General features: G+C 66.1%; 16 protein-coding genes and 1 pseudogene. 10 read left to right on the top strand and 7 right to left on the bottom strand.

Annotation, left to right across the window (positions count from 1 at the left end; genetic code table 11):
• Window positions 1-70: 70 nt before the first annotated feature.
• Together ACSYG9_RS28245 and ACSYG9_RS28240 are read left to right on the top strand one after the other, a co-directional pair.
• Window positions 71-646, top strand: coding sequence for a copper resistance protein CopC (locus ACSYG9_RS28245; protein ID WP_440127902.1), 576 nt, complete (start codon window positions 71-73; stop codon window positions 644-646).
• A gap of 125 nt (window positions 647-771) precedes the next feature.
• Entirely contained in the window at window positions 772-1,974 is a 1,203-nt protein-coding gene (locus ACSYG9_RS28240; RefSeq protein ID WP_454843080.1) for an Nramp family divalent metal transporter, read from the top strand.
• A 24-nt stretch (window positions 1,975-1,998) separates the two neighbouring features.
• Here ACSYG9_RS28240 and ACSYG9_RS28235 read toward each other — a convergent pair whose 3' ends face one another.
• The 6 genes from ACSYG9_RS28235 to ACSYG9_RS28210 all read right to left on the bottom strand — a co-directional run bounded on the left by ACSYG9_RS28235 (window position 1,999) and on the right by ACSYG9_RS28210 (window position 7,216).
• On the bottom strand, window positions 1,999-2,271 hold the full coding sequence (locus ACSYG9_RS28235; RefSeq protein WP_440127904.1) for a DUF4229 domain-containing protein: 273 nt from the start codon (window positions 2,269-2,271) through the stop codon (window positions 1,999-2,001).
• 59 nt (window positions 2,272-2,330) lie between these two features.
• Window positions 2,331-3,071: a DUF305 domain-containing protein gene (locus ACSYG9_RS28230; RefSeq protein WP_440127905.1), complete on the bottom strand. Its 741-nt coding sequence runs from the start codon at window positions 3,069-3,071 to the stop codon at window positions 2,331-2,333.
• Window positions 3,064-3,771, bottom strand: a complete 708-nt coding sequence (locus ACSYG9_RS28225) for a DUF3105 domain-containing protein (protein WP_440127922.1) — start codon at window positions 3,769-3,771, stop codon at window positions 3,064-3,066. The genes ACSYG9_RS28230 and ACSYG9_RS28225 overlap by 8 nt, the downstream gene beginning before the upstream one ends.
• A gap of 199 nt (window positions 3,772-3,970) precedes the next feature.
• Complete coding sequence (locus tag ACSYG9_RS28220) at window positions 3,971-4,798, bottom strand: peptidoglycan DD-metalloendopeptidase family protein (protein ID WP_440127906.1); 828 nt, start codon at window positions 4,796-4,798, stop codon at window positions 3,971-3,973.
• Window positions 4,799-5,430: 632 nt separating this feature from the next.
• Window positions 5,431-5,805, bottom strand: coding sequence for a thioredoxin family protein (locus ACSYG9_RS28215; protein ID WP_454843085.1), 375 nt, complete (start codon window positions 5,803-5,805; stop codon window positions 5,431-5,433).
• A gap of 31 nt (window positions 5,806-5,836) precedes the next feature.
• The gene (locus tag ACSYG9_RS28210; RefSeq protein WP_440127907.1) at window positions 5,837-7,216 is read right to left on the bottom strand and encodes an MBL fold metallo-hydrolase; all 1,380 of its coding nucleotides are present in this window, start codon (window positions 7,214-7,216) and stop codon (window positions 5,837-5,839) included.
• A 517-nt stretch (window positions 7,217-7,733) separates the two neighbouring features.
• On the opposite strand from ACSYG9_RS28210, the gene ACSYG9_RS28205 reads away from it, so the two are divergent.
• The 8 genes and pseudogenes from ACSYG9_RS28205 (at window position 7,734) to ACSYG9_RS28170 (ending at window position 12,136) form a co-directional block, all read left to right on the top strand.
• Entirely contained in the window at window positions 7,734-8,333 is a 600-nt protein-coding gene (locus tag ACSYG9_RS28205) for a rhodanese-like domain-containing protein (RefSeq protein WP_440127908.1), read from the top strand.
• A gap of 2 nt (window positions 8,334-8,335) precedes the next feature.
• Window positions 8,336-9,214 carry a TSUP family transporter gene (locus ACSYG9_RS28200; protein ID WP_440127909.1) on the top strand — a complete coding sequence of 293 codons (879 nt, stop codon included), beginning with the start codon at window positions 8,336-8,338 and terminating at the stop codon, window positions 9,212-9,214.
• Between the two features lie 81 nt (window positions 9,215-9,295).
• Entirely contained in the window at window positions 9,296-9,448 is a 153-nt protein-coding gene (locus ACSYG9_RS28195; RefSeq protein WP_440127910.1) for a hypothetical protein, read from the top strand.
• A gap of 288 nt (window positions 9,449-9,736) precedes the next feature.
• A pseudogene (locus ACSYG9_RS28190) lies at window positions 9,737-9,950 on the top strand (MBL fold metallo-hydrolase); the annotation flags it as partial.
• Between the two features lie 118 nt (window positions 9,951-10,068).
• Complete coding sequence (locus ACSYG9_RS28185; RefSeq protein ID WP_378563647.1) at window positions 10,069-10,338, top strand: metal-sensitive transcriptional regulator; 270 nt, start codon at window positions 10,069-10,071, stop codon at window positions 10,336-10,338.
• A gap of 34 nt (window positions 10,339-10,372) precedes the next feature.
• Window positions 10,373-10,786 carry a DUF302 domain-containing protein gene (locus ACSYG9_RS28180; protein ID WP_440127911.1) on the top strand — a complete coding sequence of 138 codons (414 nt, stop codon included), beginning with the start codon at window positions 10,373-10,375 and terminating at the stop codon, window positions 10,784-10,786.
• Window positions 10,787-11,180: 394 nt separating this feature from the next.
• The gene (cmtR, locus tag ACSYG9_RS28175; protein WP_440127912.1) at window positions 11,181-11,540 is read left to right on the top strand and encodes a Cd(II)/Pb(II)-sensing metalloregulatory transcriptional regulator CmtR; all 360 of its coding nucleotides are present in this window, start codon (window positions 11,181-11,183) and stop codon (window positions 11,538-11,540) included.
• Window positions 11,537-12,136: a cadmium resistance transporter gene (locus ACSYG9_RS28170; RefSeq protein WP_440127913.1), complete on the top strand. Its 600-nt coding sequence runs from the start codon at window positions 11,537-11,539 to the stop codon at window positions 12,134-12,136. Before cmtR ends, ACSYG9_RS28170 begins: the two co-directional genes overlap by 4 nt.
• A gap of 204 nt (window positions 12,137-12,340) precedes the next feature.
• Here ACSYG9_RS28170 and ccsB read toward each other — a convergent pair whose 3' ends face one another.
• A complete protein-coding gene (gene ccsB / locus ACSYG9_RS28165) occupies window positions 12,341-13,306 on the bottom strand; it encodes a c-type cytochrome biogenesis protein CcsB (RefSeq protein WP_440127914.1) in 966 nt (321 codons plus the stop codon).
• Window position 13,307 lies beyond the last annotated feature (1 nt).

Raw genomic sequence — 13,307 nt, 5'->3', positions numbered from 1 at the left:
CGCGTTCTATCGACAGGCCACCGCCCCGGACGTCATACCGGTGCCAGGGAGGCCGAGAAAGTATGCACCCATGAAGAAACTCGTCACGATCTTCGCCGCCGCCGCAGCAGTGCTGCTCCTCGGCGTCACGCCCGCACAAGCGCACAGCACGTTGATCGGCTCCACCCCCGCAGCCGACGCCGCGGTGGCAGGTTCCCCAGAGGAAATCGAGCTGCAGTTCAACCAGACCATCAATACCGCGTTCGCCACGGTGACCCTCACCGACGGTGAAGGTACGCAACGCGGAAGCTCCGAGTCGATCGTCGACGGAGACCGGGTGCGGCTGTCGATCCCCGAGCCCCTGGCCGCAGGGGGCTACACCGTCGGTTACCGGGTCATCTCCGCCGACGGCCATCCCATCACCGGCTCCTACGCCTTCACCGTCACTGCAGCGGCCGGGCAGACCCCGGCCCCCGATGCTCCGACGGCCTCGTCTGATGCCACGTCGGCCGCAGCCGCACCCGAGACCCCCGAGGCGCAGGCCGAGTCCGCAGACGCGGAGTCCTCGAGCTCCTCGGTGCCACTCCTGCTGATCTTCGCCGCGCTGGGAGTGCTGGTCATCGCTGGCGGCACCTGGGCAGTGGTACGCGCCTCCCGCAAGAGCTGACACGCAGACCGGCGGAACGGGCTGTACACCGCCGGCCTTCTCGCTCCGTCCCGACCCACGTGCGCGACGCCTTGTAATTTCGGTTCCCCTGACTTTTAATTCAGGGGAACCTTAGGAGGCGGTGGATGACGCTGACGCACGACCTCGGGCGCACGCAGCGATGGCGCCGCTGGACACTTCTCGGACCGGCATTCGTCGCCTCCAACGTCAGCGCCGGTGCCCAGTTCGGCTACCTGCTGGTGTGGGTGGTCGTGGCGGCCAATGTCATGGCCGCGTTGGTGCAATACCTGTCCGCCAAACTGGGTCTGGTCACCGGCAGGTCGTTGCCCGAGGCGCTGCGTGAACGCATGCCTCGGCCGGTGCGCTTGGCGTACTGGGGGCAGGCGGAGCTGGTCGCCATGGCCACCGACCTGGCCGAGGTCATCGGCGGCGCCATTGCCCTGAATCTGCTCTTCGATCTCCCGCTACTGGTCGGAGCGCTGATCACCGGGGCGGTCTCGCTAATCCTGCTGCTGGTACAGGACACACGCGGTCAGCGCGGATTCGAACGGGTGATCACCGGCCTGTTGGCGGTCATCGCAATCGGCTTCGTCACCAGCATCTTCGTCGCCCCACCCCCCGCCCACGCTGTCGTCGACGGACTCGTGCCACGCTTCGACGGCGCCGAATCGGTCCTGCTGGCCGCGGCCATGCTCGGTGCGACCGTGATGCCGCATGCGGTCTACCTGCACTCGGGCCTTGCCCGGGACCGTCATGGGCATCCCGAACCCGGTCCACGACGAACCCTGCTGCTGCGGGTCACGCGCTGGGATGTCGGATTGGCCATGGTGGTGGCGGGAACGGTGAATCTGGCCATGCTGCTCATGGCCGCGACGACGTTGCGCGGGCGAGAAGGGGTCGATTCGATCGACGGGGCGCACACGGCACTGGGTCAGGAACTCGGCCCGACCGTGGCGCTGCTGTTCGCCCTGGGGCTGTTGGCCTCCGGGTTCGCGTCGACCTCGGTGGGGGCCTATGCGGGGGCGTTGATCATGGACGGGCTGCTGCGCAGACGGATCCCGCTGCTGGCGCGTCGTCTGATCACCCTGGTGCCGGCGTTGGTGGTGGTCGCACTCGGGACGGACCCGACCCGGGCGCTGGTGCTCTCGCAGGTGGTGCTGTCGTTCGGTATTCCGTTCGCGTTGATTCCGTTGGTGCGTCTGACCAGTGATCGGGCGCTGATGGGTACCGCGGTCAACCATCGGCTCACCACCACGGTGGCCTGGATGATTGTCGGCACGATCACGGCGCTCAATCTGGTGTTGATCTACCTGACGGTGTGGCCGTGACGGCGTCGCTGCCGACGATCCGGATCAGGGCCGCGGCGGCGCCGACCGGTATTTCCGCTGGCCATCGACGAGGCGAATCTCATCGTTGATGCGTGTGCGCATCCGGCGCAGAGCCACCAACGACACGGCCATGCCGGTGAGTACGCCGACGATGAGCACCCATGTCAGCGACACGTCGAGCCCGAGAATGCGGACACCGGCCACGGCGGCAGCGGCGCAGCCGGCCACGAGGGCCAGGCGGGCCCCGGTGTAGAGGAACATCAGACGGGGCAGACGCATCGTCGACGACTGTTTCATGAGCACTCCTCGGAGCTGATCCGGGACGAGGCCGTCCGGGCTGATGGCGGGTTCACCGGTCACTTCATCGGTAGAGGTGCGGCGCCTCGGACCGTGAGCAGCTGCTGCATCGTCGTCGATTCGGCTTCCTGAGTATCCGCGATCTGTTGTGCGAGCGTGGTGACCACGTGTTCGGACGCGTTGACCGCGGCGTAGCGCGCCATCGGCAGGCCGCCTTGATGGTGCCGGAGCAGCAGTTGCAGGTACAGGGTGTCGAAGGCGGGACCGGTGGCGCGCCGGAGTGCGTCGAGTTCGGAGGTGGTGGCCATCCCGGGCATCGATGATCCGGACGTTCCCGCGTGCTCGGCCATGGTCGGCATCGTCCCGGGGCCGCCTTCGGTGCTGTCCATCCAGGTCATCGGTGTGCCGGGAGTCTGCAGCGGTCGGTCCCACATGGCCAACCAGCCCTGCATCGTGCCCCACTGGCTCTGCTGGGTGGTGATCACGTCGTAGGCGAGGGTGCGCACCGCCGGGTCGGTGGCATTGGTCAGGGCCATCGCCGACATTTCCACAGCCTGGCTGTGGTGCACCGACATGTCCTGGGCGAAACCCACGTCCACCGAATCCTGTGCGGGCGGCTCGGAATGACCGGATCCCAGTCCGCTGGCGCTGATGCCCAGATAGAGACCGACGACGAGCGCGAACACCGCCACCGCGAGCATGCGGCCGAGCCCGACCCGTCCACCGGGGGCAGGAGCGACAGGGACGGCGCTCTCGTCGGTCTCAGTCCTCGCGGTCTCAGTCCTCGCGGGCTCAGCCATTGCGGGGCTGCAGGTTCGAGCCCACCGCCGGTGCGGTGGGGGCAGGTTGCCCGCCGACTGCCATGGGGACGGCGTCCGGTCCCGGCGGGGAGGCATCGAACGGCGGCGGTGAGCTCGGATCGAAACTGCCCGGTGTGGTGGAACAGGTGGCACCTGCCTCCGGGTGGGTGTTGGGGTTTCGACGCAAGGCGGTGATGAACTGGTCGAGTCGATCGTCTTCGGAGTCGTCGAGCGCGAGGCGGTGACCCCACGACTGCACCGAGATCGCGGACGACAGACCGGGGTAGGGCGAGAGCAGGGTGTATGGCTGGCCCTCGACCAAGGCCTGCAACGTCGGCACCTCGTCTCCGGCGACCTGCTGCGGGTCGTACGTAATCCACACCGCGCCGTGTTCGAGCGAATGCACCGCGTTCTCGCTGCGGATCGGCTCGGGATAGATCGTGCCGGTACAGGTCGCCCAGTACTGATCGTGCGGGCCTCCCATCGGGGGGCTCTGGTCGTAGGCCACCCGCTGGGGTGCCTGCACGTGGGTTCCGGCCGGGTACTCGATCTTCTCCACCCCGTCGATCGCAGTGGACGGATCGGGATTGTCGGCACTGGGCACGTACTGCTGGGCCTCGGCGCGGTCGGCGACCTTCGGAGCGAGGGTGGACGCGATGACTCCGATCAGGGCCACGATCACCGCGGCAGCGCCGATCATCGGCCACGGCGCCCGGCGTGAATCGGTCAGTGTGAGCGGTCCCCTGCGTGTGTGGGACGCCGGGGACGTCGGTTTGTCTGAACTGTTCACCGCGAGAGCCTTCCTCGGCACCGATGGGGCACACCCCCATAAATACTATGAATCATAGTATTTATGGGGGTCATGCCGGGTCACCTCGTTACTGCCGAACCGGCGACGATCACACCCGCGACAGATCCGTCGCCGGGACACCTCGCTGCTGCAACCATTGGGTCGGATTGACCTTCGCACCGCCCGGATCGGTGGTCTCGAAGTGCAGGTGCGGTCCGGTGGACTGACCTCGATTGCCGACGGTGGCGATCTGCTGGCCGGCCTGCACGCGCTGTCCCACCTCGACCAGCGTTTCGTTGATGTGACCGTAGGTGCTGGTGGACCCGTCCTCGTGCCGGACCTGGACCCACAGGCCGAACCCGGACGCCGGACCGGAGTCGATCACGGTGCCCGATGCGGCAGCGTAGACCGGGGTACCGATGGTGTTGGCGATGTCCAGACCGGCGTGCGACGACCCCCACCGGGGGCCGAACGCGGAGGTCAACGTGCCCGAGACTGGGGCGACCGCGAGAGGCTGCGGCCTCGGCGCTGCCCAGGGTGCCTGGCTTGCCGGCGCCGCCGCGGCCGAGGGCGGGGCCGGAACAACCGGGGCAGGGGGTGCCACCGCGGGCACGTCCGGAATCGCGGCGAGCTGATCGAGCACTGCCTCGACCTCCGGAATCGCGGTAATCGCGGCGAGTTCGGGCGGCAACGGGGCCGGAACTGCGGTCTGCACGCCGTCGGATGTCGACGCGGCGGCGGTGCCGGGAGCGAGGAGCTGTGATCCCACGATCAGCAATGCGCCGGTGGCGACCGTCGAGGCGCAGGTCGCGGTGGCGGTGCGCTTCGCCGGGGCCCGATGTCGTCCCCCGCTGCCGAGTGAATCTCGCGCGAACTCCGGCGACATCTCGGGAAGGTCACGGTTTCGGTGCGGATTGGTGGCGTGGTGCCGTCCCACAGTAATGCTCCTGACAAGCGGTTTTGGTGTAGATCTGTCGTTGTCGTGACGGACAATGTAACGAAACGATATACGACTCGGCCTGGAAAAACTACCTAACTTAGTAGTTGGTGGGGGTTCTTCGGCGACCGGGCGCGCAGCAACACCGCCGCCGGCCGCCGCGGGCGTGAACGCTTCGAAAACCGACCCGAGCCCGGGTGCCGTCGCCCGAGCCCCTCGGGTGCTCACCGGCAGGACGCGAAGAGAGCAGAGACCTGAACATCGCGCTGCGGTCGGTGACGGCGGCTCGGTCGAGCAGCGCACGGACCCCTCTATCACCGCGACGGTTTACGGATGCTGTGCTCGACGGTGTCGGTCGGTGCGCGATGGCAGCGGTGGTGGTGACGCCGTCGATCATGGTCCCGTTACGACCGAGGTCAGCGACGGAAGAGTGAACGCACGCTTCGACGCTCGACTCGGGCCGGGACGGTGTCCTGACCGCAGGTGCAGCGATCGGCGGCGGGCACGGAACGCATGACGGCGTCGACATGCTGTCCGCATCCGCCCCATCCGGTCTTTCCGCAGTTCGTGCAGTCGACGGGGTAACACATGGGAGACATCCTCGATGAGGGTTCGTTACGGACCCACAAGGGTCAGAAGTGGGAGGCTGCGCGTTGTTCGGCAACCTTCGTATGGATCTCGGCCAGGTCGAGGGCCTCGATCCGGGTGATCAGGGCCCCGAGAGCCGGCGCCGGCAACGCGCCGGACTGTGAGTGGACGAGCCCACCCTCTCGGAAGGCCATGATCGTCGAAATCGAGTGTATGTTCGCCATGGCGGCGAGCTGCTGTTCGGCTTCGGTGTCGACCTTGGCATGCACGATCTCGAGGTGCGCCTGTGACGACTTGTCGAAGACCTGGGTGAAGGCGCGGCACGGGCAGCACCACGATGCCCGGAAGTCCACGAGCACGATGCCGTTGCCCACAATGGTGGATCCGAAGTCTGCCATCGTGAGGTTGTTCGTCGCGATGTTTTCCGCCCCTGTCGCGAGGCCGGAATGATCAGGCGGGGACGTGGGATTCGGCCCACATGTTGTAGCCGCCGAGCAGATCCGTGACGTTCTCGAAGCCCTGGGCGCGCAGTAGCGAAGCCGCGACGCTCGAACGCCATCCACCGGCACAGTGCACCACGATCGGTTTGCCGGCCGGAACCTGGTCCAGACGGGCCCGCAACTGCGCCAACGGGATCGGCACCGCGTCCGGGATGACCCCGAATTCGCGCTCACCGGGATTGCGGATGTCGACGAGGGCGACGGCATCGGCGGCGAGCAACCGGTCGAGCTCTTCAACCGTCGTCCTGGCTGCGGTCTCGACCAGATCGGCCAGCTCCGCAGGGAAGACCCCACCCCGATCGAGGTTCAGATAGCCTGCCGCGCCGTCGGATCCGATTCGAGCCAGACGCACCGCGGCGTCCTGCTCCTCACCGGGATAGGTGATCAGCACGATCTTCTCACCGACCTCGGCAACCATGCCACCGGTCTCTGCGAAGCGACCGTCGAACCCGACATTGACCGAATCGCGTAGATGTCCGGCAGCGAAATCGTCGACACTACGCGCATCGAGAACGCGCGTACCGGCGGCGAGCTCGGCCTTGACCTGTTCCGGGCTCAACTCGGGAATCGTGCGGTCCTGTACCAGAAGCGGATGCATCCGCTTGTTCATGGCCGCATCGACCGAGAAGTACGACGGGGCCGCCGGTTGACCCTCGGTGACCAGGGCAACGAAGGCGTCCTCGCTCATCGGCTGCACGGACGAGTTGGTGACGCGCTGTTCCCCGATGGTCGAGGTCAGTTCCGTCGACAAGTTCTTCCCGCACGACGAACCGGCACCGTGAGCGGGCATGACGACGACCTGATCGGGCAGCGTCAGCAGCTTCTCGTGCACGGTGTGATACATCGCTCGCGCCAGATCGCTGGTCGAGCCGTCTCCGAGGTTGACCAGGTCCGGACGGCCGACGTCGCCGATGAACAGCGAGTCGCCGGTGAGAACCGCGGTCGGGACGTCGCCGGGATGTTCGCGCACCAGCACCGAGATCGATTCCCAGGTGTGGCCCGGTGTGGACAGGATTTCGAGCTCCACCTCGCCGAGGGGCAGCTTCTCGCCCTCGCGTAGGCGGCGGATCGGGTAGTCGGTCTCGGCGGCCTCCCCGAATCCGATCCACGCGCCGGTGGCCTCGACCAGCTCGAGGTGTCCGGAGACGAAGTCGGCGTGGAAGTGGGTGTTGATCACCCCTTCGATGGTCAGTCCGTACTTCGCTGCATCGGAGAGGTATTCGGTGATGTCGCGGCGTGGGTCGACCACGATCGCCGTGCCGGTGCTCTCGTCGCCGATGAGGTAGGACGCGTGGGAGAGGCACTCGATGTAGTACTGCTCGAGAATCATGGCTTCCTCCGTTGCTGGGATCTGGGTGGTGTTCCGGGGATGTAGACATCGTGGCATATACCCCATGGGGTATGTCAAGTACCCCTGGGGGTATGAGAGGGAGTGTGTTTCGCGCATGTGATCGAGCGGGAAGTTGTCGAGGGAACATGCCGAAGCCGGGAGCGTCGGCGTCTGTGTCGAGCGCAAGGCCGGCGCACCGCGGTGACCCCGATGCTTCGACGCCGGCCACGAGTTCTGTGAGGTCGTCATCCAACTCGCCGCGGCATCACGTGTGCTGCATCGCGCCAGCTTCAAGGTCATCTCGGATCAGCTCCGCCGATGCGTCTTCGGCGGGCGGGACACCGCATGCGCTGGCCGTCTCGCTGAAGCGCACCCCGAGAAGTTGTTCCCACCTCGCCTGACGTTGGGTGACAGTGCTCCTTTTCTTATACCCCTAGGGGTATATGTACGATAGTCGACGATACCCCCGGGGGCACCTTCGTAAGCCGCCCCGATTTCCCCAATCGAAAGGCCACCCATGACCGAGTCTCCTGCCGTCACCGCCGATCCGAATTCCTTGCACGAGTCGATCGAGTCCGGCAAGAACGTGCGCATCATCGACGTCCGGACTCCGGGCGAATTCGAGTCCGTGCATATCCCCGGTGCCTACAACGTCCCCCTGGACCTGCTGCGCGAGCATCGCGACGAGTTCTGCGCCCATTTCGACGAGAACGTCGTGCTGGTCTGCCGCTCCGGACAGCGCGCCGGTCAGGCCGAACAGACCTTGCGCGACGCGGGATTGTTCAACCTCCACATCCTCGACGGCGGCATGCTCGCCTGGGAATCGGCCGGCCTTCCCCTCAATCGCGGTGCCGAACGCTGGGATCTCGAACGTCAGGTCCGGCTCGTCGCCGGCTCGCTCGTGCTGAGCTCGGTTCTCGGCAGCCTCGCCGTGCCGAAGCTCAAGTGGCTTGCCGCCGGAATCGGTGGCGGGCTGACCTTCGCTGCACTGTCGAACACCTGCGCGATGGGCATGCTGCTGTCCAAGCTGCCCTACAACCGCGGCGCCTCGTGCGGCGCCCAGAGCATCGTCGCACAGCTGGTCCAGCCGAACACCGAACGCGCCGGGAGGAACTGATCATGATCGCGTTGACCGTGGCGCTGGCAGTCCTGGTCGGTGTCACCCTCGGGTTGCTCGGTGGTGGGGGCTCGATCCTCACCGTCCCACTTCTGGCTTACGTCGCAGGCATGGACGCCAAAGAGGCGATTGCCACCTCGCTGCTGGTCGTGGGTGTCACCAGTGCGGTCGGCGCGATCTCCCACGCCCGAGCCGGCCGCGTGCAGTGGCGTACCGGACTTCTGTTCGGACTGGCCGGCATGGTCGGCGCCTACGGTGGTGGCCTGCTCTCACGCTTCATCCCCGGCACCGTCCTGCTGCTCGGCTTCGCCGTGATGATGATCGCCACCGCGAGCGCCATGCTCCGCGGCCGTAGGAACAAGGCAGCCGGCGACGACGGCGACCATGCGATGCCCGTCGGCAAGATCCTCCTCGACGGTGTGATCGTCGGCCTGGTCACCGGACTCGTCGGTGCCGGTGGGGGCTTCCTCGTCGTGCCCGCCCTGGCATTGCTCGGCGGGCTGCCCATGCCGATTGCCGTCGGCACGTCACTGATCGTGATCGCCATGAAGTCCTTCGCCGGCCTCGGCGGTTACCTGTCCACCGTGCAGATCGACTGGCGCCTGGCGGCGATGGTCACCGGCGCTGCCGTCGTGGGCAGCCTGATCGGCGGTCGTCTGACTCCGCTCGTCGATCCGGACACCCTGCGCAAGAGCTTCGGTTGGTTCGTGCTGATCATGTCTTCGGTCATCCTCGCGCAGGAGATCCACCCCGGGGTTGGGGTCGCCGCAGCAGCACTCACGGTGGTTGCCGCCGGCGTCACCTATGCCTGCAGCCGAAGGGGGCACTGCCCGCTGCAACGACTCGGAGGGCGCCGTCGCGCCTCCGTGGCGGCGGGCTGACAGGAAGAATCGGAAGCAATCGACCTACCCTCCGGGCACCGCAAGTCGCCCTCTTCGACAGACCCGATCCAAGGAATCACCATGCACGAACTCGACACGGTCGCTTTGATCCAGGCGGGGGAGTCCGGAGCGCCGGTGCAAGACGTCCGCGAAGACTACGAGAACATCCAAGGCCATGTTCCGGGCGCCCAGTTGATCTTCGCCGCCCGGGGATGCGGGCGAGGTTCAAGGTGAGGCAGTACATCGAGGTGCTTCACAACCGACAGCGGCTCCATCCACCCTCGGCTACCGCACTCCCGCAGAAGCCCGAGCCGACCACAACGCTCAGATGGCTACCGCGGCCTGAATCCACAAACAGATCGGCTACGAAACTTGACACGGACCCGTCGTCGGCGTGGCCTCGGCGGTGGGTGCGATACCGAGAATCCGGGCGTCAGATCGAGTGGCGACTGGCCGGCATGTTCGCCGGCAGCGCCGTGGGACGTCTGGTACCCGAACGCGCTTTGCTGATCGGATCCGTCGATCATCGAAGCCTCCGGCCTCGGCGACCGTAGCTACCTACCTGATCAGCGCTGGCGACGTCGGTGCAGTCGTCGTCACGCAACGCGATCTTGACCGTGTGCTGAAACTGGCGGCCGAACACGGGGTGCGCATCACCCATGTACTCGAAACACACATCCACAACGACTACGTCACCGGCGGTCTCGAACTGTCCCGCACCCTCGATGCCGAATACCCGCACACCGGGAATGGCACAATCGTGGTTGGTCGGGGCGACGGCGGTCGCACACCTCATACCCTGTCCGGATACCCCCGGGGGTACGCTGATGTGAAGACTAGGAAAGGACGTCCCCATGGTCGGCGACGAAGACAGCATCGCTTTGGTACTCAACCGGTTGCGCCGCGCCCAAGGCCAGCTCGCCGGAGTGATCTCGATGATCGAGCAGGGCCGCGACTGCAAGGACGTTGTCACCCAACTCGCCGCCGTGTCACGCGCACTGGACCGCGCCGGATTCAAGATCGTCGCGACCGGCCTGAAGGAATGCCTGACCGACACACCGCAGGACGGCAAGGAACCCATGACCGAGGCCGAACTCGAAAAACTCTTCCTCACCCTGGCCTGATCAGGGCCCTCCCACGAGAAAGGCAGAACATCCCATGGCACTCGCACTGTCGACCACTCTGCACACCTCGTTCAACGACGCCGTCGAGCGCACCCGCAAGGCCCTGTCCGAGCAGGGGTTCGGAGTGCTCACCGAGATCGACATGAAGGCCACCTTGAAGGCGAAACTCGGCGAGGACATGGAGGACTACGTCATCCTCGGCGCCTGCAATCCGCCGCTGGCGCATCGCGCAGTGACGGTCGATCGGCAGATCGGGCTCCTGCTCCCCTGCAACGTCGTGGTCCGCACCGACCCGAACGATCCGAATACGGTCGTGGTCGACGCAATGAGCCCGCAGATGATGGTGCAGGTCGCCGACCAGCCGGGACTCGCGGAGGTCGCCGACGACGCCACCACTGCGTTGCAGGCCGCCATCGACTCCCTCAGAGCGGGCACAGCAAAGAACTGATGCCCCTCGGAAATTCGGCGGCGGTTCTTCCTGATTACGGCCACGCTAGTTTCTCAAGGGTAGGGCACCGCTTTCGAAGGTACGGATCGATCGAAGACTGTCCGGGCCAAAACTGTCGGGAGGCCCACCGCCCGTGGTGCCGGCTTGCCACGCCAGCAATGATCACCTGCTTGGCATCTACGAGTCTCGTGTGGATAGTCGATGGCCTGTCTGCCCTTAACGTGACGCAATTGACTCCCGGATACCCGATGGACTTCGGGCGCCCGGTCAGTCCGCTCGCAAAGTCGTGCCATTAAGGCGGGAAGATCACAATGAGTTCTCGGTCGATGGTGTCGAAAATCGATAGGTTTTAAGGCCTCTCGGTGAGTTCAGCATCTACTGTATAGTTCAGTAGATGCTGACTACCGCTTCTCGTATGGATGTGATGAACCGGTTGGGGCGGGCGATGGCCGATCCAACGCGGTCGCGAATACTGCTGACCTTGCTGGAGCGGCCGGCCTTCCCGGCGGAGCTGGCCCGGGATTTGGAGTTGACCCGTTCGAACGTGTCGAACCATCTGGCGTGCCTGCGCGACTGCGGGATCGCCGTGGCCGTGCCCGAAGGCCGCCAGACTCGGTATGAGATCGCCGATCCGCACTTGGCGCGGTCGCTGTCCTCCTTGGTCGAGGTCACCCTCGCGGTCAATGAGAACGCCCCCTGCTTGGACCCGGCTTGCTCAGTGCCGGGCTGTGACGCCACGAAGGTGCAGGCGTGATCCTGTCCTCGGCCCTGCAGGCGATCGGTCTTTTCATCGCCACCAACATCGACGACATCATCGTCCTCTCGCTGTTCTTCGCCCGCGGCGCGGGCCAACGCGGAACCACCGCACGCATCCTGGTCGGCCAGTATCTGGGATTCGTCGGGATCCTCGGCGCCGCTGTGCTCGTCTCCCTGGGCGCGGGAGCCTTCCTGCCTCCGGAGGTCATCCCCTACTTCGGGCTGATCCCATTGGGCCTGGGACTGTGGGCCGCGTGGCAGGCCTGGCGCGGGGACGATGATGATGACGACGACGCAAAGATCGAGGGCAAGAACGTCGCCGTGTGGACCGTAGCCGGCGTGACCTTCGCCAACGGCGGGGACAATATCGGCGTCTACGTCCCCGTCTTTCTCAACGTGGGCCCGGGAGCCGTGGTCGCCTACTGCATCGTGTTCTTGGTGCTGGTGGCGGGACTGGTGGGCCTGGCCAAGTTCGTCGCCACCCGTCGGCCTATCGCCGAAATCCTGGAGCGCTGGGAACACATACTGTTCCCGATTGTCCTGATCGGCCTGGGTGCTTTCATCCTGATCAGCGGCGGAGCATTCGGCCTCTGACAAGACTGACGCAAACCCCACCGCTCACATGTGAGCCGCCGACCCGCTCTAGCCCTCGCCACAGGACACCCGCTTAGTACGCCGCCGCCATGGAGTAGCTACAGAAGGCCGCCACTGAGGGATCAAAGTCCACAGACCGCGCGGAGCCCGACGTAGCCCACGCACGCGCAGGCCCCGCCCTCCATGTCCCTGTACCGGGAGGGCTCAGTTCAGTCCGGCGTAGGAGTGCAGACCGGAGACGACCATGTTGATGATGAACAAGTTGAACAGCATGGCCACAAAGCCGACGATGTTGATCCAGGCCGCCCGGGTTTCCCGCCAGCCGGCGGTGGCCCGAGCGTGCAGATACGCGGCGTAGATCACCCACGCGATGAACGAGACGGTCTCTTTCGGATCCCATCCCCAGAACCGGCCCCACGCAGCTTCGGCCCAGATCGCGCCGAGGACGACCCCGGCCCCGAACAACGGGAACGCGAAGATCGTCGTCCGATAGGCGAGCCGGTCGAGGGCACGGGCGTCCGGGAGCCGTTGCATGAATCGCGCCAGCCGGGTGTGAGGACGCTTCTCAGCGCTCAACGCCAGCAGAAACAAGGTGCTGGCCACCCCGGAGACAAGAAACACTCCGCTCGAGACGGACACGACCGAGACGTGAATCGGCAGCCAGAAGGACTGCAGCGCCGGCACCACCGGGGCGGCGTCGGCGTAGAGCACGGTGCCGGCGACGAACAACAGCAGCAGCACCGGGATCAGAGCGAAGGCCCACAGCACGCGCAGCCCCGGACGGCGCAGCACGATCAGACCGGCCAGTACCCCCACCGCGCAGGTGACGGTGACGAACTCGTACATGTTGCCCCACGGGAAACGCGCAGTGGCCAGCCCGCGCAGGACCATCGAACCGAGGTGCAGGATCAACGCCACCACGATCACGCTGACACCCATGCGGCCGAGCCGGTCCGACCACTGCCGCCGAACCGGCTCGACGACCCGGCCCGGCACTTCCGGCGAGGCGGCGGCGGAGGTGGTGGCGGCAGAGACGAGGACGGGCGCGGTGCGGCGTACCCGCACGGCCGCGAACTCGGCGACGAACAACATCAACGCCAGAAGATAGACAACGAAGGCGGTTTCGAAGCTCAGATCGGAGTAGTGGGCGAGGGTCTCGTCGATCGGCATG

This window comes from Rhodococcus sp. SJ-2, from assembly GCF_053750035.1.
Note: the sequence above shows the minus strand (reverse complement) of the source record. Positions and strands in the feature narration are given on the sequence as shown.

Coding starts and splice junctions, on each gene's coding strand:
- ACSYG9_RS28245 (WP_440127902.1), top strand. CDS start 71: ATGAAGAAACTCGTCACGATCTTCGCCGCCGCCGCAGCAGTGCTGCTC.
- ACSYG9_RS28240 (WP_454843080.1), top strand. CDS start 772: ATGACGCTGACGCACGACCTCGGGCGCACGCAGCGATGGCGCCGCTGG.
- ACSYG9_RS28235 (WP_440127904.1), bottom strand. CDS start 2,271: ATGAAACAGTCGTCGACGATGCGTCTGCCCCGTCTGATGTTCCTCTAC.
- ACSYG9_RS28230 (WP_440127905.1), bottom strand. CDS start 3,071: ATGGCTGAGCCCGCGAGGACTGAGACCGCGAGGACTGAGACCGACGAG.
- ACSYG9_RS28225 (WP_440127922.1), bottom strand. CDS start 3,771: ATGATCGGCGCTGCCGCGGTGATCGTGGCCCTGATCGGAGTCATCGCG.
- ACSYG9_RS28210 (WP_440127907.1), bottom strand. CDS start 7,216: ATGATTCTCGAGCAGTACTACATCGAGTGCCTCTCCCACGCGTCCTAC.
- ACSYG9_RS28205 (WP_440127908.1), top strand. CDS start 7,734: ATGACCGAGTCTCCTGCCGTCACCGCCGATCCGAATTCCTTGCACGAG.
- ACSYG9_RS28200 (WP_440127909.1), top strand. CDS start 8,336: ATGATCGCGTTGACCGTGGCGCTGGCAGTCCTGGTCGGTGTCACCCTC.
- ACSYG9_RS28195 (WP_440127910.1), top strand. CDS start 9,296: ATGCACGAACTCGACACGGTCGCTTTGATCCAGGCGGGGGAGTCCGGA.
- ACSYG9_RS28185 (WP_378563647.1), top strand. CDS start 10,069: ATGGTCGGCGACGAAGACAGCATCGCTTTGGTACTCAACCGGTTGCGC.
- ACSYG9_RS28180 (WP_440127911.1), top strand. CDS start 10,373: ATGGCACTCGCACTGTCGACCACTCTGCACACCTCGTTCAACGACGCC.
- cmtR (WP_440127912.1), top strand. CDS start 11,181: ATGCTGACTACCGCTTCTCGTATGGATGTGATGAACCGGTTGGGGCGG.
- ccsB (WP_440127914.1), bottom strand. CDS start 13,306: ATGCCGATCGACGAGACCCTCGCCCACTACTCCGATCTGAGCTTCGAA.